Origin of the sequence: Alteriqipengyuania halimionae, assembly GCF_009827575.1 — a bacterium.
GTDB classification, from domain to species: domain Bacteria; phylum Pseudomonadota; class Alphaproteobacteria; order Sphingomonadales; family Sphingomonadaceae; genus Alteriqipengyuania_A; species Alteriqipengyuania_A halimionae.
Window position 1 is genome coordinate 1311962 of the sequence record NZ_WTYR01000001.1, and the last position, 21368, is coordinate 1333329.

Annotated in this window: 20 protein-coding genes and 1 pseudogene; 8 read left to right on the plus strand and 13 right to left on the minus strand. The window is 61.7% G+C overall.

Features of this window, described 5'->3' with window-relative positions; genetic code table 11:
* Positions 1–35: 35 nt before the first annotated feature.
* Positions 36–1298, plus strand: coding sequence for a 23S rRNA (adenine(2503)-C(2))-methyltransferase RlmN (gene rlmN, locus GRI68_RS06430; protein WP_160616480.1), 1263 nt, complete (start codon positions 36–38; stop codon positions 1296–1298).
* A complete protein-coding gene (locus tag GRI68_RS06435; protein ID WP_160616481.1) occupies positions 1295–2071 on the plus strand; it encodes an SDR family oxidoreductase in 777 nt (258 codons plus the stop codon). The genes rlmN and GRI68_RS06435 overlap by 4 nt, the downstream gene beginning before the upstream one ends.
* Here GRI68_RS06435 and GRI68_RS06440 read toward each other — a convergent pair.
* From GRI68_RS06440 to GRI68_RS06450, 3 genes are all read right to left on the minus strand, one after another.
* The gene (locus GRI68_RS06440; RefSeq protein ID WP_160616482.1) at positions 2056–2493 is read right to left on the minus strand and encodes a DUF1801 domain-containing protein; all 438 of its coding nucleotides are present in this window, start codon (positions 2491–2493) and stop codon (positions 2056–2058) included. The two genes, GRI68_RS06435 and GRI68_RS06440, sit on opposite strands and share 16 nt — an antisense overlap.
* A 9-nt stretch (positions 2494–2502) precedes the next feature.
* Positions 2503–2709, minus strand: coding sequence for a hypothetical protein (locus tag GRI68_RS06445; protein ID WP_160616483.1), 207 nt, complete (start codon positions 2707–2709; stop codon positions 2503–2505).
* Between the two features lie 85 nt (positions 2710–2794).
* The gene (locus GRI68_RS06450; protein WP_160616484.1) at positions 2795–2995 is read right to left on the minus strand and encodes a hypothetical protein; all 201 of its coding nucleotides are present in this window, start codon (positions 2993–2995) and stop codon (positions 2795–2797) included.
* A 148-nt stretch (positions 2996–3143) separates the two neighbouring features.
* On the opposite strand from GRI68_RS06450, the gene GRI68_RS06455 reads away from it, so the two are divergent.
* Together GRI68_RS06455 and GRI68_RS06460 are read left to right on the plus strand one after the other, a co-directional pair.
* Positions 3144–4376, plus strand: coding sequence for an argininosuccinate synthase (locus GRI68_RS06455; RefSeq protein WP_160616485.1), 1233 nt, complete (start codon positions 3144–3146; stop codon positions 4374–4376).
* A 995-nt stretch (positions 4377–5371) separates the two neighbouring features.
* Complete coding sequence (locus GRI68_RS06460) at positions 5372–5914, plus strand: septal ring lytic transglycosylase RlpA family protein (RefSeq protein ID WP_160616486.1); 543 nt, start codon at positions 5372–5374, stop codon at positions 5912–5914.
* An 18-nt stretch (positions 5915–5932) separates the two neighbouring features.
* Here the strand turns inward: GRI68_RS06460 and GRI68_RS06465 are convergent, their stop codons facing one another.
* Positions 5933–6553, minus strand: a complete 621-nt coding sequence (locus tag GRI68_RS06465) for a TIGR02466 family protein (protein ID WP_160616487.1) — start codon at positions 6551–6553, stop codon at positions 5933–5935.
* A 164-nt stretch (positions 6554–6717) separates the two neighbouring features.
* Between GRI68_RS06465 and GRI68_RS06470 the strand changes: the two genes are divergently transcribed.
* Positions 6718–7347 carry a hypothetical protein gene (locus tag GRI68_RS06470; protein WP_160616488.1) on the plus strand — a complete coding sequence of 210 codons (630 nt, stop codon included), beginning with the start codon at positions 6718–6720 and terminating at the stop codon, positions 7345–7347.
* 32 nt (positions 7348–7379) lie between these two features.
* Here the strand turns inward: GRI68_RS06470 and GRI68_RS06475 are convergent, their stop codons facing one another.
* Positions 7380–7694: a hypothetical protein gene (locus tag GRI68_RS06475; RefSeq protein WP_160616489.1), complete on the minus strand. Its 315-nt coding sequence runs from the start codon at positions 7692–7694 to the stop codon at positions 7380–7382.
* Positions 7695–7701: 7 nt separating this feature from the next.
* Here GRI68_RS06475 and GRI68_RS06480 point away from each other — a divergent pair, with 7 nt between their 5' ends.
* Positions 7702–8481, plus strand: coding sequence for a CAP domain-containing protein (locus tag GRI68_RS06480; RefSeq protein ID WP_160616490.1), 780 nt, complete (start codon positions 7702–7704; stop codon positions 8479–8481).
* 115 nt (positions 8482–8596) lie between these two features.
* Here GRI68_RS06480 and GRI68_RS06485 read toward each other — a convergent pair whose 3' ends face one another.
* From GRI68_RS06485 to GRI68_RS06495, 3 genes are all read right to left on the minus strand, one after another.
* Entirely contained in the window at positions 8597–9517 is a 921-nt protein-coding gene (locus GRI68_RS06485; RefSeq protein WP_160616491.1) for a hypothetical protein, read from the minus strand.
* A gap of 241 nt (positions 9518–9758) precedes the next feature.
* A complete protein-coding gene (locus GRI68_RS06490) occupies positions 9759–10712 on the minus strand; it encodes a hypothetical protein (RefSeq protein WP_160616492.1) in 954 nt (317 codons plus the stop codon).
* 401 nt (positions 10713–11113) lie between these two features.
* On the minus strand, positions 11114–11308 hold the full coding sequence (locus GRI68_RS06495; protein ID WP_160616493.1) for a hypothetical protein: 195 nt from the start codon (positions 11306–11308) through the stop codon (positions 11114–11116).
* 267 nt (positions 11309–11575) lie between these two features.
* On the opposite strand from GRI68_RS06495, the gene GRI68_RS06500 reads away from it, so the two are divergent.
* Positions 11576–13288 carry a retron Ec67 family RNA-directed DNA polymerase/endonuclease gene (locus tag GRI68_RS06500; protein WP_160616494.1) on the plus strand — a complete coding sequence of 571 codons (1713 nt, stop codon included), beginning with the start codon at positions 11576–11578 and terminating at the stop codon, positions 13286–13288.
* Between the two features lie 114 nt (positions 13289–13402).
* Here the strand turns inward: GRI68_RS06500 and GRI68_RS14010 are convergent.
* The 5 genes and pseudogenes from GRI68_RS14010 to otsB form a co-directional block, all read right to left on the minus strand.
* Positions 13403–13558 (minus strand): annotated as a pseudogene (locus GRI68_RS14010) (excinuclease ABC subunit A); the annotation flags it as partial.
* A gap of 40 nt (positions 13559–13598) precedes the next feature.
* Positions 13599–16550, minus strand: a complete 2952-nt coding sequence (uvrA, locus tag GRI68_RS06505; protein WP_160616495.1) for an excinuclease ABC subunit UvrA — start codon at positions 16548–16550, stop codon at positions 13599–13601.
* Between the two features lie 151 nt (positions 16551–16701).
* Complete coding sequence (locus tag GRI68_RS06510; protein WP_160616496.1) at positions 16702–18090, minus strand: alpha,alpha-trehalose-phosphate synthase (UDP-forming); 1389 nt, start codon at positions 18088–18090, stop codon at positions 16702–16704.
* Between the two features lie 25 nt (positions 18091–18115).
* Positions 18116–19894, minus strand: a complete 1779-nt coding sequence (locus GRI68_RS06515) for a glycoside hydrolase family 15 protein (protein ID WP_325063816.1) — start codon at positions 19892–19894, stop codon at positions 18116–18118.
* Between the two features lie 80 nt (positions 19895–19974).
* On the minus strand, positions 19975–20712 hold the full coding sequence (otsB, locus tag GRI68_RS06520) for a trehalose-phosphatase (protein ID WP_160616498.1): 738 nt from the start codon (positions 20710–20712) through the stop codon (positions 19975–19977).
* 76 nt (positions 20713–20788) lie between these two features.
* Between otsB and thpR the strand changes: the two genes are divergently transcribed.
* Positions 20789–21355, plus strand: a complete 567-nt coding sequence (gene thpR, locus GRI68_RS06525; RefSeq protein ID WP_234028729.1) for an RNA 2',3'-cyclic phosphodiesterase — start codon at positions 20789–20791, stop codon at positions 21353–21355.
* The last annotated feature ends 13 nt before the right edge of the window (positions 21356–21368 follow it).

The following is a 21368-nucleotide window of genomic DNA, read 5'->3' on the forward strand; positions in this document are numbered from 1 at the left end:
CAAACGCTCGCCGCCTCCCTATATCGCGGTTTCCCATGGCAGACACGAACCTCATGGCCATTCCGGGGCAGGTCGATCCCGTTCCCGTTGCGCGCGTCATTACGCCGCGTGCGGACGGGCGCGCAGACCTGCTCGGCCTCACCAAGAAACAGATCACGGACCTGTTCGCCGAGGCTGGCCTCGATACGAAACAGGCCAAGCTGCGCGCCAAGCAGGTGTTCCACTGGATCTACCATCGCGGCGAGACCGACTTTGCAGCGATGACCGACATCGCCAAGACGATGCGGCCTTGGCTGGCTGAGCGTTTCGTGATCGCGCGACCTGATGTCGTCGAAGCGCAGCATTCGTCCGACGGCACTCGTAAATGGCTGCTCAAGACCGCCGACGGGCACGAGTTCGAGATGGTCTTCATCCCCGATGAAACCCGCGGGACCTTGTGTGTGTCGAGCCAGGTCGGCTGCACTCTCAATTGCCGGTTCTGTCATACCGGCACGATGCGTCTAGTCCGCAATTTAACCCCGGGCGAAATCGTCGGCCAGGTCATGCTCGCCCGCGACGCGCTGGGCGAATGGCCCAAGGGCAAGATGGACTTCGCCGAGGAAGAGAGCGAAGCCGATTACCGCGCCGATGGCCGGCTGCTGACCAATATCGTGATGATGGGCATGGGCGAGCCGCTCTACAATTTCGATAACGTCCGTGACGCGCTCAGGATCGTGATGGATGGCGAAGGTCTCGCCCTCTCTAAGCGGCGCATCACGCTGTCGACGAGCGGTGTCGTCCCCGCCATGGCGCGCTGCGGCGAAGAAATCGGCGTCAATCTCGCCGTCTCGCTCCATGCCGTGACCAAGGACGTTCGCGACGAGATCGTGCCGATCAACAAGAAATACGGCATCGAAGAGCTGCTGCAGGCCTGCGCCGATTATCCCGGCGCCAGCAATGCCCGACGCATCACGTTCGAATATGTGATGTTGAGGGACAAGAACGACAGCGATGACGATGCCCGCGAACTCGTGCGGCTGATCAAGCAGTTCGATCTTCCAGCCAAGGTCAATCTCATCCCGTTCAATCCGTGGCCCGGCGCGCCCTATGAATGCTCGACGCCCGAACGCATCAGGGCGTTCTCGAACATCGTGTTCGAAGCCGGCATCAGCGCCCCAGTCCGCACCCCGCGCGGCCGGGATATCGATGCTGCTTGCGGTCAGTTGAAGACGGCGGCGGAAAAGAAAAGCCGCGCCCAGCGCGATCGCGAAGCCGCAGCAGCGGCCGCCGAGACCGAAACGAGCGAGGCCCACGCGTGAGCCGACCCGCCGTCCTTGTCACGGGCGGCGCAAACCGGATCGGCGCGGCCATCGTACGCCGCTTCGCCGAAGCGGGGTGGCATGTCGTGATCCATTACGGCTCGTCGGAAGAAGACGCCGATGCCCTCGCCGACACATTGCCCTCGGCCGACACCATCCAGTGCGATCTCGCCAATAGCGGTTCGGCGGTGCAGATGATCGAGGAGCTGGCAGAAGGGCTCGTCGATTGGCGGTGCCTCGTCAATTGCGCCAGCGTGTTCGAGAAGGACGATATCGACGACGCCAATCCGACGGTGTTCGAGCGCGCGATGCATATCAACGCGCTGACCCCGGTGCGGATTGCGCAGGCCTTTCTCGCAAAAGCGAAGAGCGAGCAATCGCGTCGCGTGATCCAGGTCACCGACCAGAAGCTCGCCAATCCCAACCCGGATTTCGTCAGCTACACGATGAGCAAGCACGCGCTCGATGCGAGCATTGCGATGCTGTCGATCGCCCATCGCGACAGCGACGACCGAATCTATGGCCTTGCACCCGGCGCGATCCTGGCCAGCCACGACCAGTCCGAAGACGAAGCCGAAACATCGCACCGGATGAACCTGCTCGAACGCCGCACCGGCGCCGACGAAGTGGCCGAAGCCGCGCTTTTCCTTGCCACCGGCCCGCTGGCATCGGGCGAGACGCTTTACGTCGATTCGGGCCAGCACCTGCTCGATCAGAAGCGCGATGTAATCTACCTCGCCCGCGGCGAAGACGGAGCTCAGGCTGGCGGATAAAGGTCTTTCATGGTCGCCCAATCGTCGGCGATTATTTCTTCCAGCACGTCCATATCCACATCGGCCAGCTTGTTGATGTAGAGGCAGCTCTTGCCGCGCTTCCACTTGCCGAGCCGTTCAAGCTGCACATCGCGACGCGCGCCGGTTTCTGCGTTGCAATAACCGCCCATCAGATAGAGCGAATGCCTGGCTTTGCGCGGACTGAATCCGGTCCGCATCCAGTCGCCTTCGCGTCCGCTGTCGTATGTGTAGTGATAGCTCCCGAAGCCGATGATCGATGGCCCCCACATTTTAGGCGCCTCACCCGTCACCCGCCCGAACAGCGCCAGCAGCTCGCGCGCCTCTTCGCGTTTGCGATCATGATCGATCGCGCCGACGAATTCCTCGACGCTGTCATCCGTCGCCTTTGTCTCGTTCACCATGGCAGCCCCCTACAGTTTCTTGACCCAGCGATAGACTGGTCCGAAGCCAACCAGAGCCGCACCCGCAAACGGCAGGGCCACGACCCATATGCGCACGCCGCTGACGCCTGACGGGCTGGCGATGCTGATCGCGGCGGTCATCGCCAGACCGACGCAGATCATCACCATCCCCAACACCAGCCGGACTTGCGGGACCGGTGCATCGCGCTTTGCCACGCCCACGCCGCGTTCGTGGCGTAAACAGCGCGATCAGCGACAAAAGCACGATGATGTAGAGGACAAACGAGATCGGCCGCGACGCTCACCACGCGCCGCTGCCCGGCGCGATGCCCAACAGATGTCCGCCCACCACATTGCCGTCGTCTCCGATATAGGGTGCGGCAACCAGCCAGTGCCCGATCACCACAGCCATGATCGAAAGCGCGCGCAGGAAATCTACATACCGGTTGCGCTCTGGTGGAGCCTGCACTGCTAGCGACCTCGCCTTGGCCCACATCCCCATCCGCACTTCTCCCCCTTCCTGGATGCCTAATCTACGGTGGCCATCGCGATCAGACCAGAGCACTTTTCCCGCTGAGCCGCCAAGTTGGCGATTGCGACACCCTCCCCTCGCCTGCTAGCCGCGCAGCGATTTCAGCAAAGGTAACTTCATGTCCCAAAATCCCGGCTCCGCCAAAAAAGTCGTTCTCGCCTATTCCGGCGGCCTCGACACCAGCGTCATTGCCAAATGGCTGATGAAGGAGCGCGGGCTCGAAGTGGTGACCTTTACCGCCGATCTTGGGCAGGGTGAAGAGATCGAACCGGCGCGCGCCAAGGCGCGGGCGATGGGCATCCCGGACGAGCACATCTATATCGAAGACCTGCGCGAGGAATTCGTGCGCGATTTCGTATTTCCGATGATGCGCGCCAATGCCCGCTATGAAGGCGACTATCTGCTCGGCACAAGCATCGCCCGCCCGCTGATTTCGAAGCGGCTCGTCGAAATCGCGCACGAGACCGGTGCCGATGCCATCGCGCATGGCGCGACCGGCAAAGGCAACGATCAGGTTCGCTTCGAACTGTCCGCCTATGCGCTCGATCCCGATATCCAGGTTATCGCACCGTGGCGCGAATGGGACCTCACCAGCCGCACTGCGCTGATCGACTGGGCAGAAAAGCACCAGATTCAGGTGCCGAAGGACAAGCGCGGCGAAAGCCCGTTCTCGACCGATGCGAACCTCCTTCACACCTCTTCCGAAGGCAAGGTGCTGGAAGATCCGTGGGAAGAGACGCCCGATTACGTCTATTCGCGGACCGATCATCCCGAAGAAGCGCCCGACACGCCCGAATATATCACGATCGATTTCGAAAAGGGCGACGGCACCGCACTGAACGGGGAGGCGATGAGCCCGGCCACGCTGCTAGAAGCGCTCAACGATCTGGGGCGCAAGCACGGCATCGGTCGTCTCGACCTCGTCGAAAACCGCTTCGTAGGAATGAAATCGCGCGGCATGTACGAGACGCCCGGCGGCGAAATCTACGCCCGCGCACATCGCGGCATTGAACAGATCACACTCGATCGCGGCGCGGCGCATCTCAAGGACGAGCTAATGCCGAAATATGCCGAGCTCATTTACAATGGCTTCTGGTTCAGCCCCGAACGCGAAATGCTGCAGGCGGCGATCGATCTCAGTCAGGAACGCGTCAATGGTACCGTGCGGCTCAAGCTCTACAAGGGGCAGGCCAGCGTGGTAGGCCGCAAATCGGCCGACAGCCTCTATTCCGAAGCGCATGTGACATTCGAGGACGACGCCGGAGCCTACGATCAGCAGGATGCCGCGGGCTTCATCAAGCTGAACGCGCTGCGTCTGCGCCTGTTGGGAGCACGGGACCGCCGCAGCTGATATACGGACAGCCAGCATCTGCCATCCGATCGGCCATGTCGCGCGACGAATCGCATAAAACTCCAAGATTTCGCGCGCTCTTATACAATAGTTGCGCGAAGGACAATCTACGCTTGCGTTTAGTTATCCACCCTAATCCACAAGCAAAAGTGTGGAATGTCGATAAGTCGGGGTTGCGCGGCTTGAAAGAATCGCATTGGCGAGGCAATTTCAAGTCATCGGAAGGCGGAGGAACCCGCGAAACTTGATAGCCGAAAGGTTTGATAGGGAAGCGGACTTCCAATGAAACCATCCGATACCGTGGCTGAGCCCGCGGCGGCGTTGGAAAACACGTCGATAGCGAACTTTCGGGTTGGAGATCGACGAACCGCAAATGCTGCGAGTGGCTTGTTACGGTTTGGCCGGATCATCCGGTCGCGCGAGGACAGAGCGAAGGGAAGCGCGAGCCGAACCGAGCGAAGTCCGGAAATCCCGGGCCACCGGGGTGCTTAGGCACCGACGGAGCCAGGAAGGGAAAAGTCGGGTGAAACGCAATCCCTCGTGGATTGCCGGAACCGCAGACATCGCGAGGCCGCTACAGATGAAATGGCTTCGGAACCGCCGGGTGGTGGAAGAGAAGGAAAGCGAGCCTCCGGCTCGTCGACCGGACCTCCCCGCCCGACGGAACCGGTTGCCGGCGCGAGCGCCGGGCGCATTAGTCCTGCGGCTTCGGCCAATGGATGACACGCTTCGGCGGTCGGTTCCCCCCGGAACAGCCCGTCGGTGAGAGCGGGGTCGGCAGCGATGCCGGCCCCGTTTGCGTTGGCCCCACAAGCATTTCTTTCCAGCGATAGACGCACGCGCGATTCGACACACCACATGTTGTGGTGCGCGACGTGATAGGGGCCTCCTTGGCCTCTACGAGGTCCGCGAATCACGACCGGACGCACTCCAAATGCGGCGAAACGGTGGCCTGTTAGGACTCTCCCGCGAAGCGTACTGTATACACCCACCCCATGGACGGGAACCAAACCATCCGCCGATCGGCCACGCTGATCCTCGCCGGGCTCGCCCTTGCCTGGCCGAGCACTGCTGCCGTCTCTCAGGACGGCGCCACGGTGTCCGAGCCCGTCGTGCAGCAGGTTGCGCCCGATTTCGCCGACCGGTTTCCCACCGTGCCCGCGCCCGATGTGATCGCCGATGCCGATCCCGGCGCGGTCGATGTCACCGAGATCGAGCCGCCGGTCGAAATCGTCGAGGACGAGCCGGTGATCGCCACCGGCGTCGCCTCCTATTACGGCAGACGGTTCCATGGCCGCCGCACCGCCAGCGGCGAAGCCTTCGACATGACCGCGATGACCGCCGCACACCGCTCGCTGCCGTTCGGCACACAGGTCCGCGTCATCAATCCGCGTAACGGTCGCAGCGTGATCGTACGCATCAACGATCGCGGTCCTTTCAGCGGCAATCGCCTGATCGACCTTTCGCGCGCCGCCGCCGAGGAAATCGGCATCGTGCGCGCAGGCCATGGACGCGTCGAGCTCGCCCTGGTCGACTAACCGGGCCGATATGGCACGCTAGAGCGTCAGTTCCGAAACGTCGCGCAGGCTGCCGAGCTTGCCCTTGATGAAAGCGTTGAACGCGATTGAATAGCGTTGCTGCTGGGTCTGGTTAGGCTCGACATAATGCTGGAGCCTGCTCGGAAAGAGCAAGAGCTGGCCCTGCTGCGGCACCACCACGTTCTTCAAGGTGTTGTACACATTGACTTGGCCGTTTGTAGGGCCGAGCTCCAGCTGCTGGTAACTGCTGTGCCGTTCGAACACCATGTTACCCGGCGGTTCGGGCATTTCGGCGTAATATAGCGAGCCCGAAACGATCGAGTTCGAATGCGAGTGTCCGTGCATGCCGGCACCGGGCGGATTGATCAGCGTCCAGCTTTGCGTGACATAGAACTTTTGCGGAATCCCCATCACATCGCGCGCATAGCTATCGAGCGCATTCTGCACCGCCTTGGCGATCGAGCGCAGCTCCTTGCGCTCGAAGATGTAGAGATCCTTCGAAATGCGATTGGTCTGGTTGTCGACCATTTCGAGCCCCTTGAGCAGATCGATCTGCTCCGGCGTGATCGCATCGGATATATCGGTCGCGAAATAAGGTTCCGCGAATAGCGGTTTTACATCGAATGCGCGTGTCGCCATCCGGTCGTTCCCCTGTAATGTCACCCCCGAATATTCAGCCCCCGGGAGTTTCAGTCCGGATCGCAGGCTATCATCCACTTCCCGGGATACAAGTACCTGATACGCTTGCATCCATTTGACACTTGTCGCACCCTTGCTCCTCCACGGCGCAAGGGGGACGCGCGATGCCCGGGTTCAATTTCCTGTTTGAAGCCTTCGTGCTCCTCGTCGGGCTCGCAATGGCCGAAGTGCTGAGCGGCTTCGCCCGCGTGCTCAAGCTGCGGACGCGGCGCAAGGCAGGGCTCGATGGCGGCGAAGCGATCCATATCGGCTGGCTTGTGCCGATGCTCGGACTGGTGGTCATCCTCGATCAGTCGACCTTCTTCCTCCACATGTACGGCTTTCGTAACTTGATGCCCTTCAACGGCGGCACAATCATGGCGATCCTGCTGACGATCGGCTGGTATTACCTCATCGCAAGCATGACGTTTCCCGACGAGCCGGAGGACTGGCCGGACTTCGACGAATGGTATTGGCGGCAGAAGCGCTTCATCATCGGCGGCGTGATCGGAATCAACGTGGTCAGCATGATCGGCGCGGGCTTCATGGCGACACCCGACGTGCAAGCCGAGATGGCGGCGCAAATGACACCGCAAATGGCATTTTTGAACCTGTTCGCCTTGAGCGTCTTTCCTGCAATGATCTGCCTGTTCTTCGCCAAGGGTCGGCGGACCAACCTAATCCTGCTTGCCTTCATGATCCTCAACCCGCTGATCTATGGGGCGATGATGATCGGTATCCAACAGCCCGGCTGAGCCGAGAGCCTCAACTCCCGGTAATCGAAGGTTTACTTTCGCGATGCCATGGTGCCGCGCATGAGAGACGGATCGACATATAAAGCGTGTGCCGCATCGGCGCTGGCCATCGCATTGGCACTGGGCCTCACGGCATGCGGAGGAGAAAGCAAGCCTTCCGCGCCGCCGCCCGATACCGGCGCGGTGCCGCCGCCCTCTCCCTCGCCCTCCCCTTCGCCGAGCCCCAGTCCGTCACCCTCACCGGCCCCGACGCCAACGCCGACCGGCGCAGCAATCGATCCGACCACGGCCGCCGGACTGTTCTCCACCACGCCCGACGTCGCCGCCTGTGAGCCAGGCGCGCTCAAGCCCGAGGTGATCGCCGGCGCCATCGCAATCACGAACGAGATCCGGGCGCTCCACAATCTCCCGCCGGTCGCGCATTCCGCGGCCGACGATCGCGCGGTGCAGGAAAGCGCGCTGATGATGGTCGCCAACAACGCCCTGTCGCACGATCCGCCCTCGAGCTGGTCGTGCTGGACGCAAGCCGGGCGCGATGCGGCGGCATCGGGCAATCTGGCGTTCCGCTCCGGCAGTTTCGGGCAGAACTTCATGGTCTTTGCCGGGTGGATGGACGAGGTCGACAATCTCAGCATCGACAGCGTCGGCCACCGCCGCTGGATCCTCGACCCGTTCCTCACCCACACCGCCTTCGGACGGGTCGTCACCTCCAGCGGAGGCGGCGGCTATCGCAGCGCCAGCGTGATGCGCGTGTTCGACCTCGCCACCAGCGGCGCGACGCCGAGCGGGCTGCCGGACTGGTACGCCTATCCGCAAGGCGACTATCCGGCAAAATACTACGACACCCGCGCGATCCACTCCTTTTCGGTCATCGCCGACAAGTCGACCAAATGGGGCGCCAACCGCAATGTCGATTTCTCCGCCGCCAGCGTGACGGTGCGCGACCAGGCGAGCGGCGGCGTGCTGTCACTTTCCAAGGTCAGCTACGACAACCAGGGCTTCGGCCTCCCCAACAACCTCCAGTTCCTCCCCGCCGGGGTGCAGGAGGGGCGGACCTACGAAGTGACGATCGCCAATGTCCGCGTCAACGCCTCTCCGCGCGAATACAGCTACACCTTCCGGATCGTGAGCTAGCCCCCTCGCCCCGCGCCTTCCGGCGCGCCCTCCAGCCCAACCAACTGCGGGACTGACCGGACTGCGATCGGCCCGCCTCCGGAAAGCGGAACGATCGCAGCCGATGCTTCGGACTCTACGCAGCATTTTCCTTGATCAGCGATGCGCCATCCGTGCCTTCGACTGCGGCGAGTGCCATCATGGGCTGATCGAAGGTCTGACTGCTGATGACCTTGTCGGTCGCGCAATCGTGCACGGTGACAGATACGTTCGTGAAGAAAGCGAATGTCAGCGTCTGTTCGATCGTTACCTTTTTCGGCAAACCGCACGATTTCAGGATGTTGTTAATGTGCAGGTACCAGAAATGGTGGTCTTTGTAAGTCGGATCGTAGTTCACCGCGAGACCACCTAACAGCGTCGCCTCGTAAGGCACCGTCATCGTCAGGGTCCCTTTCTGCGCCTTGATGACGACATAGGCGGACTGGCCAGGATTGAGCGGCACTTCGACACCGGCGGTTTCACCCAGCGTGGTGCTATCGCTGAACCCCTTGATAGAGCTCCAACCGGAGGTGAAATTGAAGGACGTCTCGCCCCCCAGACCCAGCGCAGTCAGGCCGTAGCTGATCGACTGATCAACGCTGACCGATCCGCTTTTGCTCCAGCTTTCGCTCATCGAGGTTTCCACCTGCACCGTGGCAGAGGCATGGAACGTGGCCGGATTGGGGCCGTTATTGGTAAACTTGTTGAGATTGTAGACGACCTCGCCATCGCTAGCGACTTTGATATTCTTCGGGTCACGTGCCGTAACTTTGGTCTGTAACGGCATCCAGGCATATTTCTTGAACAATTCGAACGGATCCTCGTCCCTCTTGTAATATACGACTTTAGGCTTCTCCCCGAAATTTTTCTCTACCGAGTCGCGCAGTTTGTTGGCGAGGCCGAATGCCTCAAGCTCGGCCACGGTAACCGGATGCGAAACGCTGCCTTCTGCGATCGCCTTGATTTGCGATTGATCGAGCGAGGCCTGAGCCTTCACGCTAAACGCCGGATCGGTCATGTCATTCCTCCTGTTGCTGCGGACACTTCGCCCGCGGCAGGACAGGGTACCGGCGTGTCTCGTTCCCATGCGGAGGTCTGGCTCGGTTGTCGAGCGATAGGGCCCTATCGGAGGGCGCCATCGCCCGCCACGCCGCGCAACACCGCAATCGCCACATGATCCGCAACGGATCATGTGCAGGAGATGCCGGGTTCGTCGTGCCCCGGCGAGGGCTAACGCTCAGGTCGCGCTGGATCCCGGTCTAGCCTCCCGCGCCTTCCGGCGCCCCCTCCGGCCCATACCAGTCCGCGATCAGCGCATCGTCGCGACGCCCGTCGGCGCCGAGCAGCCACCATTCGGGCCGTCCCTCCTCGAACGCGCAGACCTGCGCGTAGAGCAGATCGCGCAGATCCTGCTCGCTCCCCTCTCCCTGCTCGGTCGAGGCCATGTAGGGGACACACGGCGCATGATCGGGCCGCGCGCGCAGCATGTCCTCCACCCGGAAAGGCCAGCTCCCCTGGCACACGTCGGGCCGCATCGCCGCATCCTCCCTCCAGAACGCCGCCTCGACATAGACCTCCTCGTCCTCGTCGAGCGGAGACATGGACCGGGTGTTACACTCCCCTGACGAAGGATCTTCGGGGCCGGTTTCGCCCTCCTCATTCCGGTCGGCCTCGCCATGCCGTTCGGCCTCGCCTCCCTCGGGCGGTGCCGCGCAGGCCCCATCGGTCGGAGGCGCCTCGGGCAAATCCTCCCCCGCGCCATAGGCATCGAGCGTGGCGTCGAAATCCTCCGCCAGCGCGGCGGCCCCGGCATCCTCGGCCAGCTTGTCGAGCCGCGCGAGATGGGCGAGCAACAGGCGCGAATCATAGCGCCGCCGCCGCGCGATCTCGTCGCCGTGATAGAACACCGGCTCCTCCACCCCGTCCACCGCGCGGCAGCCGAGCACATCCTCCACCTGCGGCCGCGCCGCGAGCCGCGCCGCATCCCAGCACCGCCGAAACCGCGCGCAGGCCCGCCGCGCGCGATAGACGGTCTGGTGCGACACCCCCGCCCGCCGCGCGGCGGCGCGCACATCGCCCCGCTGCGCCAAAGCATCGATAAACGCCACCCGCCGCTCGAGCGTAAAAGCCGTCTGCGCCGCCCGCGCGGTGTCGGAAGGCAGCGCATCGATCAGGACGGGGAGATTGGGGGTGATGGTGGTGGGGGCGTTCATGCGACACCTCCCACCATCGCGTAGGGCGAAAGCCCCGAGCGCGCCCACTCCCAGGACGTTATCGGGCGCAAGCCCGAGCGCGACCAGCGCGAGGCAAGGCCGACCGGCCGCCCGAGCTTATGCGAGGAAGCCAAGGCGCGCGGATGCGCGCCGCCCGGCGTTTGAGGGTCAAAACAAAAAACACAAATCATCGGTTCACCTCGTGCAGGGGAGAGGAAAACCGATCCATGTATACCGAAGGGGGCGTGTAGGACAGCGCTTCCGCCGCGCAGCGCCACCCGCAATTATCGCCCCCACTTTTCTCCACGTCGCCCCGCCCTCCGAGCCGGGGCTGGGGCTGCCTTCAAGGCGCACGCCAAGTGAAAAAGCACCGCCCCGGATCCGGTCCGGGGCGATGAGGGTCAAAGAAAACTGACCGCCCTGCCCAACAGCACTTGCTCGTTGCGCATGATGCGCAGCAGCTGCGCAGGCGTGGTCGAAGGCCGCTTCCCGATGCGGCCCGCGTCGACATGGGCCTGCCATTCCTCATACGCGACGCGCGCCGAGAGCGGCGGCCCGCCCATAAGGTCGGGGTGCTGTGGGGAGGGTTCGGGCATGGGGCTGCCTCTCGGGTTCGTCGATGGGGACCGGGAGGCTAGTGGGGGAGAGGGGTGTAGGACAGCGGACTCTCTGACGCTTTGGCACAAGTGACTATTACGTATTGACCGTTCGACAAAGTAGCCTAGTCTCTAGAATAGATCTGCGGGCAGATTTTTTGTAGTGTTTCGCTACACGTGAAAAGAATGTGAGAGGGAATTGCCCCTATCGTATACACTTTGCAATCCTTATGTGATGTTATCGCGTAGGAGTGCCCGCAGATCGCCATGAACGAAAAAAAGATAGAACAACTGAAAGCCTGCGTAGACCGGAAGGACTTGGCCAGACTGCTTGGATTCAAGCCAAAGGCACTTTCCTATATCCTCTATCAGCGCACCCCATGTCAAAACTACCGGACATTTAAGATCCCGAAGCGTAAGGGCGGCGAGCGCGTGATTGATGCTCCGAACCCTGAGCTGCTATTCTTACAAAAACGCGCAAGTAATCTTCTTCAAGATTGCCTTGACGAGATTGTCCAAGATGAGGGCCATAAACGTACGATCCACCATGGCTTTCAACGAAAAAAATCAATTATCACAAACGCACGGGTTCACCGAGCCAGAAAGTTTGTGTTCAACGTTGATTTAACTGATTTTTTTCCTTCCGTGAATTTCGGACGTATTCTCGGCTTTTTCCAAAAAAATCGTCATTTTACCTTAGAGAGAGAGGTGGCTGTCACATTGGCGCAAATTTGTTGCTATGACGGACAGCTACCTCAAGGTGCACCAACCTCTCCGGTTGTATCGAACTTAATCTGCCAACCTCTTGATATCAGACTAAGCAGGCTCGCTGAGAAATTTGGTTGTTCATACTCGCGATATGCTGATGATATAACTTTCTCGACATCGACGAGAAAGTTTCCGCGTGCCATCTCGAGAAAATCTCTGATTTCATCAAAATGGTACTCCGGACGAATCCTGAAGAAAGAAATAAAGAGCGCCGGGTTCGCCATAAACCCTAAAAAAACAAGAATGCAATACGCCCAATCACGTCAAACTGTCACAGGCCTCATTGTCAACGATAAGATCAACGTGCCAGCCGACTACACACGGCTCTGCCGCGCCATGGTGGACGCATATGTCAAATCGGGGACCTATTTCATTCGAAAAGAAAAATTATCGAAGTCAGGGAAGGTGAAGGTCACAAAAGAGCCAGGCACTGACTTGCAGCTTATAGGCAGATATAGCTTTATTCACAATGTGAAGTCTTCGAACTTCTCGAAAGAAAATCCGAGACCGAAAGATCTATTTTCTTACGAAAAAGACTACCGACGCTTACTTTTATTTAGTAAGTTTCACTTTTCGAAAATACCACTTATTCTCACTGAGGGCAAGACAGATACCATTTACATTAAGGCCGCTCTTCGGCGTCTGCACAAATCCTACCCCACTCTGATCACTAAGAAGGGACGTTCGTTCGAGTACAATTTTGACTTCTTTAAATTCAGCCCAACTAATAGGAGAATTCTCGGAATTGACGGCGGCACCAGCCATCTCGCGGGTTTTCTGAGTACTTACAGAAAAGAAGCAAAATCATTTTGCCCTATTTTGAATCAAAAACCGGTCATTTGCATAATCGACAATGACAACGGTGCGAAAAAGTTTTTCAAATGGACAGATAGCTCTGGAAATAAAATAAATCGAGACGGCGAGGTTTATCATCTATTTGAGAATGTTTACCTCTTACTGACGCCACTTAAGAATGGCACTGAAGATAGTAAGATCGAGGACTTTTTTACAAAGCATACACTCAACGAGAAAATCGGTGGTAAATCGTTTAATCCGGAGAATGTAGGCGTCACGGAAGCGGAATATGGCAAGGCATGGTTCGCGAGCAAGGTTGTTTGGCCAAAAAAATCGACTATCAATTTCAACAACTTCAAGCCCCTTCTTGATTTGATCGAGAATACAGCAATGAAGGTTCACAATCCGAAGAAATGAATTACATCCCTACCCGGTCTACTGCGGCTGCTTCGACCATTCAGTATTGTGGTACAAAAGGGGTAATTCCGAACTCATTGTCCCCCTTACTAGAACCAAAGGCCCATCACGTTGTCACTCGGCAGGGCCCGTCTGCCTCTCCAACATCGGCGTAAGATACCCCCCCGTATAGCTCCCGCTCACCTGAGCCACCTGCTCCGGCGTGCCCTCGGCCACAATCTCACCCCCACGCACGCCGCCACCCGGCCCAAGGTCCAAAATCCAGTCCGCCCCCGGATCAGGTCCGGGGCAGGCTAACCACCGATCACATTCACTCGGCGGCTTGCTTCGCCCGCTCCAGCATCGGTTGCAGATACTGGCCGGTGTAGCTCCCCTTCGCCTGGGCCACCTTCTCCGGCGTGCCCTGCGCGACGATCTCCCCGCCCCGCACACCGCCGCCCGGTCCGAGATCCAAAATCCAGTCGGCCGTCTTGATCACATCGAGATTGTGCTCGATCACCACCACGCTGTTCCCCTGGTCCACCAGCCGGTGCAGCACCTCCAGCAGCTTGCGCACGTCCTCGAAATGCAAGCCGGTGGTCGGCTCGTCGAGGATATAGAGCGTCTGCCCGGTGCTGCGCTTGCTGAGTTCCTTGGCGAGTTTCACGCGCTGGGCCTCGCCGCCCGATAGCGTGGTCGCCTGCTGGCCGACCTTGACGTAGCCGAGGCCGACTTCGTTGAGCATGTGCATTTTGTCGCGGATCGGGGGGACGGCCTTGAAGAAGCCTTCCGCATCCTCGATCGTCATGTCTAGCACGTCGGCGATCGAGAGGCCTTTGAACTTCACCTCGAGCGTTTCGCGGTTGTAGCGTTTGCCGCCACATTCCTCGCAGGTGACGTAGACATCGGGCAGGAAGTGCATCTCGATCTTGATCAGCCCGTCGCCCTGGCACGCCTCGCAGCGGCCGCCCTTGACGTTGAAGCTGAAGCGGCCGGGCTTGTAGCCGCGCGCCTGGCTTTCGGGCAGGCCGGCGAACCAGTCGCGGATATTGGTGAAGGCGCCGGTATAGGTCGCGGGGTTGGAGCGCGGGGTGCGGCCGATCGGCGACTGGTCGATCTCGATCACCTTGTCGCAATATTCGAGGCCGGTGACCTTGTCGTGCGCGCCGGCGACCACGCGGGCATTGTTGAGCGTGCGCGCGGCGGAGGCATAGAGCGTGTCGATCGTGAAGCTGGACTTGCCGCTGCCCGATACGCCGGTGACGCAGGTGAAGGTGCCGAGCGGCAGGCTGGCCGTGACGTTCTGCAAATTGTTCGCGCGCGCGCCGTGGACGGTGAGCTTGTGCCCGTTGCCCTTGCGGCGCTCTGCCGGGACCTCGATCTTGCGGCGGCCGGTGAGGTAATCGGCGGTGAGCGATTTCTTGCTCTTGAGCACTTGCTTGAGCGTGCCTTGCGCCACCACCTCGCCCCCGCGCACGCCCGCGCCGGGGCCCAGATCGACCACGTGATCGGCCTGGCGGATGGCGTCTTCATCGTGCTCGACCACGATCACGGTGTTGCCGAGATCGCGCAGGCGTTTCAGGGTTTCCAATAGCCGGTCGTTGTCGCGCTGGTGGAGGCCGATGCTGGGCTCGTCCAGCACGTAGAGCACGCCCGAGAGCCCGCTGCCGATCTGGCTGGCGAGGCGGATGCGCTGGCTCTCGCCGCCCGACAGCGTGCCGGAGGTGCGATCGAGATTGAGGTAATCGAGCCCGACATTGTCGAGGAAGCCCAGCCGCTCGTTGATTTCCTTGAGGATGGCCTTGGCGATCTGGCTCTGCTGCTCGTTCAGATGGCCGTCTAGCGCGAGGAACCAGTCCTTGGCATCGGAGACGCTCATCTTGGTCGGCGTGGCGATATCGGTGGGGCCGTCCCCATCTTTGCCTGCGCCCGGGATCTTCACCGCCAGCGCCTTTTCGTTGAGGCGCTTGCCACCGCAGGTCTCGCACGGCTGCGCGGTCTGGAACTTCGAAAGCTCCTCGCGCATCCAAGTGCTCTCGGTCTGCATCAGGCGGCGGTTGAGATTGCCGATCACGCCTTCGAACGGCTTCTTCACCGTGTACTGCTTGCGCCCGTCCTTGAAGGTGAGCGGCACCGCCTTGCCCTTGGTGCCGTGCAGGATGACGTTGCGCTGTTCCTCGCCCAGCTCGCTCCACGGGGTGGTGAGATCGAAATCATACGCCTTGGCGAGGCTGGAGAGCACCTGCATGTAATAGGGCGATGGCGGGTTGGACTTGGCCCATGGCACCACCGCGCCCTTCTTGAGCGTGAGCGCTTCGTTGGGGACCACCAGCTGCGGATCGAACAGCTGCTTCTCGCCCAGCCCGTCGCAAGTTGGGCAGGCGCCCTGCGGCGCGTTGAACGAGAACAGGCGCGGCTCGATTTCCTCGATCGTGAAGCCCGAGACCGGGCAGGCGAATTTCTCGGAAAAGACGATGCGATTGGCGGGCAGGCCCGCGCCCTTCATCGCGCCGCCGGCGCCCCCTCCCTTGGCATCTTCGTCCTCGCGCCCGGGGACCACGCCATCGGCGAGGTCGGCATAGGCCAGCCCCTCGGCCAGCTTGAGCGCGGTTTCGAAACTGTCGGCGAGGCGCGTCTCGAGGCCATTCTTCACCGCGAGGCGATCGACCACCACTTCGATGTCGTGCTTGAACTTCTTGTCGAGCGCGGGGGCATCCTCGATCGCGTACATCTCGCCATCGATCCGCACGCGGGTAAAGCCCGCCTTCTGCCACTCGGCCAGCTCCTTGCGATACTCGCCCTTGCGCCCGCGCACGACCGGCGCGAGCAGATAGAGCCGCGTGCCCTCGGGCAGTTCCATGACCCGGTCGACCATGTTGGACACGGTCTGCGCCTCGATCGGCTCTCCGGTGGCAGGCGAATAGGGCACGCCCACCCGCGCCCACAGCAGGCGCATATAATCGTAGATCTCGGTGACGGTCGCCACGGTCGAGCGCGGATTGCGGCTGGTGGTCTTCTGCTCGATCGAGATCGCCGGCGAGAGCCCGTCGATATGCTCGACATCGGGCTTCTGCATCATCTCGAGGAATTGCCGCGCATAGGCGCTCAGGCTCTCGACATAACGCCGCTGCCCCTCGGCATAGATCGTGTCGAACGCCAGCGACGATTTGCCCGAGCCCGAAAGCCCGGTGATCACGATCAGCGCATCGCGCGGCAGGTCGATATCGACGCCTTTGAGATTGTGTTCGCGTGCGCCTTTGACGCTGATTTTGGTAAGGGCCATAGGGGAAGCGTGTTCCGGTTTCGTTCGCAAGTGTCAAGGGGGTGGCTCATGCACCCAACAGCTGCGGGCGCGAACCGTGCCCGAGGATGTGGGCAATGAATACAGGAATGCAACGGAGACGGCCCCAGTCCGGCCTTGCCGACCCGATTGGCTACCGCGCCAGCCCCTCCAGATCGCCGATGATATTGTCGGTCCAGCGCAGGACATTGTCTTCGCGCACCGTGACGATCAGCTTTTCGTGGCGCGCCTTGCGCTCGTCCAGCGGCATGTCGAGCGCGAGGCGGATGTGGTGGGCGATGTCGTCCGGGCTGTGGGGATTGACCAGCAGCGCGTCCTGCATCTGCTGCGCCGCCCCGGCAAAGCGCGACAGGATCAGCACGCCGGGATCGTCGGGATCCTGCGCGGCGACATATTCCTTGGCCACCAGGTTCATCCCGTCGCGCAAGGGCGTCACGAGGCCGATCTTGCACGCGCGGTAGAAGCCGAACAGCTCTTCCTGGCTGTAGCCCTTGTTGACGTAGCGCACAGGCGTCCGGTCCACGTCTGAGCGCGCGCCGTTAATCTGCCCGGCTTTCGCTTCGAGCGTTTCGCGGATGTTCTGGTAGCTCTCGATATCCTCGCGGCTGGGGGGCGCGATCTGGATGAAAACGAGGTCCTTGGTGCGCTCGGGATGGCGATCGAAGAAACGCGCGATCCCGTCGAGCCGTTCGGGCAGGCCTTTCGAATAGTCGAGCCGGTCGACGCCGATCATCGCGGTGCGGTGGCGCACGGACGACATCAGGCGTTGCTGCGCCTGTCGCGCGTCGCCGGTCTCGCCCTTGGCCATGAAATGATCGTAATCGATCCCGATCGGATAGGCGCGCGCGATCGTCGTGCGCCCGTCGAGCTCCACGCTCCCTTTCTCGCGATCGATCGACGCGCCAAGCTCGTTCTCGCAGTAGTGCAGGAAACTGGCGAGCCAGGTGTCGTTCTGGAAGCCGATCAGATCGTATTGCAGCAGGGTGCGCACCAGCCGCTCGTGATAGGGCAGCGAAAGCAGCAGATTGGTCGGCGGCCAGGGGATGTGGAGGAAGAAACCGAGTCGGTTTGTCACGCCCTTCTCGCGCAGCCGGTCACCCAGCGGCATGAAGTGGTAATCGTGGACCCAGACGACATCGTCGGGCTCGATCAGCGGCCGCACCGCGCTGGCGAACAATTCGTTGACCCGCTCGTACCCCTTGCCGAACTGGCGTTCGTGTTCGGTCAGATCGGTGCGGTAATGGAATAGCGGCCACAGCGTCGAATTGGCGTAGCCGTTGTAATATTCCTCGATGTCGCGGTGTTCGAGATCGATCGTCGCGGTGGTGACGCCATCGTCGGAGGTCTGTCGGTCGATCGCGCCGGTGAAGCTGTCGGTTTCCTGCCCCGACCAGCCGAACCAGATCCCCCCGTTCTTGCGCAAGGCGGCGTTGAGCGCTCCGGCAAGCCCGCCTTGCGCCCCGGCGGCGCCGCGAGCCTTGGGCACGGCGACCCTGTTTGAAATGACTACCAGGCGGCTCATGCCGCACCCCCAATTCAGGTTCGTATCAGCGCACGGCGTTCCAGCTTTTGGAAAGTAATCCAGCGCAATTGATCACTCCAACCAGCGAATAGGTCTGCGGGAAGTTCCCCCACAATTCGCCGGTCTCGAAATCCATGTCTTCGGACAGCAGGCCCGACGGCGTGCAATGGCCGAGCATCGTGCAGAAAAGTTCACGCGCCTCGTCTTCCCGCCCGATCCGGCCCAGCGCGTCGATCAGCCAGAAGGTGCAGATGTTGAAGGCGGTTTCCGGCGCGCCGAAATCGTCTTCGGCGGCGTAGCGGAGCATGTGCTCGCCGCGGCGCAACTGCGCCTCGACCTGCTCGAAAGTGGCGCGAAAACGCTCGGCATCGGGCTCGCAGAAGCGCAGTTCGACCATCTGCAGCAGACTGGCATCGAGATAATCGCTTTCGAAGCTGGCGCCGTAATGTCCCGCCCCTTCGCGTTCACCCTCTTCGGCCGGCTTCCACGCCTTGGCGTCGATCGTATCGGCGATCGTATCGGCCCGCTCGCGCCAGACCTTGGCCCGGTCGTCCTTGCCCAGATGCGCCGCGACATTGGCAAGGCGATCGCAGGCCGCCCAGCACATGACCGCCGAATAAGTGTGGACCTCCTGCCGGGTGCGGAATTCCCACAGGCCGGCATCGGGCTTGTCATGCTTGTCCCACGCGGCCTCCCCCACTTCCTCGAGGCTGGCGAAATCGGTGTCGTCGGCCATCCTCAGCAGCCGCTTGTCGAAGAAGCCCTGCACGGTCGGCAGCACGATCTGGCCGTAACAATCGTACTGGACCTGCGTGTAGGCGGCATTGCCCACGCGCACCGGGCCCATGCCGCGATAGCCTTCGAGATCGGGCGCGATGTTCTCGTCGAGCTCGGCCACGCCCATCACCGAATAGAGCGGCTGGATCTGCCCGCCTTTGGCGGAATCGACGATATTGCGCAGGAAGCCGAGATATTTCTCGAGCACGTCGAGTGCGCCGATGCGGTTCAGCGCCTGCACCGTGTAATAGGAATCACGCAGCCAGCAGTAGCGATAGTCCCAATTGCGCTCGGAAAAGGGCGCCTCGGGCACCGAGGTGGTGAGCGCGGCGACGATCGCGCCGGTTTCCTCGTGCTGGCACAATTTGAGCGTGATCGCGCAGCGGATCACCTCTTCCTGCCACTCATAGGGCGTGGCGAGGCTGCGGACCCAGAGCTGCCAGTACTTGCGGGTGGATTGCTCCATCCGCCGCACTTCCTCGCGCAAATTACCGGTAAACGGCTCGTCCGGACCTAGGAAGAAATGAGTGTCGCCCTCGACCCGGAAGAAACGGCCTTCCTGGATATAGCCGATCGGCGCGTCGGTGGAGAGACGCAGCGTCTGCGTACCGCAGAGAAAGCGTATGTGATTGGTGCCGCGCGTCGTCTCGGCCGGGGCGGCCCCGTAATTCTTCATCGGCTTCAGCACCACGCGGATGCGCGGATTGCCGGCAATCGGGCGGACGATGCGCGCGAAGGCGACCGGGCGGTACTTGCGCCCCTGCCCCTCGAAACGCGGGCAGAAATCGAGCACTTCGACCGCGCTGCCATCCTCGGCTTCGAGCGTCGTCAGAAGGATCGGCGTGTTGCGGATATAGCGCTGGCTGGCGCTCACCTGGCCTTCGATCTCGAACCGCCAGATGCCCTCGTCGCGCTCGGTTCCGTCGAGCAGCGAGCAGAATACCGGTTCGCCATCGACCCGCGGAATGCAGCCCCATACAAAGGCGCCGGTGCGATCCACCAGCGCGGAGACCTGGCAATTGCCGATCGGCCAGAGTTCGAGATCAGGCTGGAAGCCGGCGGGCTGGGCGTCGCCTTGGGCAGGCGCTGCGGAAGAAGGAGCGTCGGTCACAGGCCCAACCATGCCCGCACAGCCTCGGTGTTCGCAAGTGCGAAATGCGCGGCGCTGGGGGAACGATCGCCGACAAGTATCGCAATTCCGCCCGTTTCGCGCACAACCGCGAAGCCATCCTCGTCGGTTACGTCGTCGCCGATGAAGACCGGTTTTGCACCTGCGAAGGGTGTCACCTGCATAAAGGCTTGCACCGCCCCACCCTTGTCCGCGCCCGGCTGGACGAGCTCGATCACCGCCTTGCCGCGCTTCACCTCCAGCTCGTGCTGCGCGGCCAGATCCCTGGCGAGAGCCATGCCCTCATCGGCGAGATCGGGATGGCCGCGATAATGCAGCGCCGCGCCATGCGGCTTGCGCTCGAGCGAAAAGCGGCTCTCCTGCACGAAGGCCGCCAGCGCCTGTTCGACCTCTTGCGGAAAATCGACCGCATCGGCCCCCAATTGCGCGCCATTGGCGTGGCGGCGATCGATCCCGTGCGATCCGGCCGCAGCCAGATCGAGCGCACCGAGATGCGTTTCGATATCGTCGAGCGCGCGGCCCGACACCAGCGCCAGGCGCCCGTCGAGACGCTCGGCAAGCTGCAGCAGGTCGGCGTGGAGCCCGGCCGGCACGGCAATCCCGTCGGGCGTGGGAGCAATCGGCACCAGCGTGCCGTCGAAATCGAGGAACAGCGCGATCGGCCCTTCGGCCAGAAGATCGTCGAGCGGAGGCGGGGCCGGGAGCGTTTCGTTCATCGATGCGCGAGGTAGGCGGGCCGAGTACTTGCGGTCAAATGCCAATGTGCAGAAGACGGACGCACCGGATTGGCCAATGCAATTCCGTGCGCGTATCGTCCTTGCCATGCACCGCCTGTTCGTCGCCCTCCGCCCGCCCGAGCCTGTCCGCGATGCGCTGATCGATACGATGGAAGGCGTCGAGGCGGCCCGCTGGCAGGGGGACGAGCAATTGCACCTCACCTTGCGCTGGGTGGGCGAGGTCGACAGCGACGTCGCCAACGATCTGGCCGATGCGCTGTCCAGCGTACGCGCTCCGGCCTTCGACCTGACCGTACGCGGCGTCGGTACATTTGCGAAAAAGGGGCGCGCGAAAGCGATCTGGGCGGACATCGCGCCGTGCGAGGAATTGGCGATCCTCCAGCGCCGCGTCGAGCGCGCATGCCGCGCCGCGGGGCTGGACCCGGAGACCCGCAAGTTCGTGCCTCATGTCACGCTCGCGCGGCTCAACACCTCGACCGGACCACTCGATCACTGGCTTGCCATACAAGGCCGGTTGGGCGCTCCGGAATGGCCCGTGGACGGTTTTGTCCTTTATGAAAGCCATCTTGGCGAAGGTGGCTCGATCTATGAGCCTGTCATGCGCTATACACTTGATAAATAACGTTTTATATCAA

Coding starts and splice junctions, on each gene's coding strand:
- uvrA (WP_160616495.1), bottom strand. CDS start 16,550: ATGGCCCTTACCAAAATCAGCGTCAAAGGCGCACGCGAACACAATCTC.
- GRI68_RS06460 (WP_160616486.1), top strand. CDS start 5,372: ATGGACGGGAACCAAACCATCCGCCGATCGGCCACGCTGATCCTCGCC.
- GRI68_RS06485 (WP_160616491.1), bottom strand. CDS start 9,517: ATGACCGATCCGGCGTTTAGCGTGAAGGCTCAGGCCTCGCTCGATCAA.
- GRI68_RS06465 (WP_160616487.1), bottom strand. CDS start 6,553: ATGGCGACACGCGCATTCGATGTAAAACCGCTATTCGCGGAACCTTAT.
- GRI68_RS06495 (WP_160616493.1), bottom strand. CDS start 11,308: ATGCCCGAACCCTCCCCACAGCACCCCGACCTTATGGGCGGGCCGCCG.
- rlmN (WP_160616480.1), top strand. CDS start 36: ATGGCAGACACGAACCTCATGGCCATTCCGGGGCAGGTCGATCCCGTT.
- GRI68_RS06510 (WP_160616496.1), bottom strand. CDS start 18,090: ATGAGCCGCCTGGTAGTCATTTCAAACAGGGTCGCCGTGCCCAAGGCT.
- GRI68_RS06470 (WP_160616488.1), top strand. CDS start 6,718: ATGCCCGGGTTCAATTTCCTGTTTGAAGCCTTCGTGCTCCTCGTCGGG.
- thpR (WP_234028729.1), top strand. CDS start 20,789: ATGCAATTCCGTGCGCGTATCGTCCTTGCCATGCACCGCCTGTTCGTC.
- GRI68_RS06500 (WP_160616494.1), top strand. CDS start 11,576: ATGAACGAAAAAAAGATAGAACAACTGAAAGCCTGCGTAGACCGGAAG.
- GRI68_RS06490 (WP_160616492.1), bottom strand. CDS start 10,712: ATGAACGCCCCCACCACCATCACCCCCAATCTCCCCGTCCTGATCGAT.
- GRI68_RS06440 (WP_160616482.1), bottom strand. CDS start 2,493: ATGGTGAACGAGACAAAGGCGACGGATGACAGCGTCGAGGAATTCGTC.
- GRI68_RS06450 (WP_160616484.1), bottom strand. CDS start 2,995: ATGGGGATGTGGGCCAAGGCGAGGTCGCTAGCAGTGCAGGCTCCACCA.
- GRI68_RS06455 (WP_160616485.1), top strand. CDS start 3,144: ATGTCCCAAAATCCCGGCTCCGCCAAAAAAGTCGTTCTCGCCTATTCC.
- otsB (WP_160616498.1), bottom strand. CDS start 20,712: ATGAACGAAACGCTCCCGGCCCCGCCTCCGCTCGACGATCTTCTGGCC.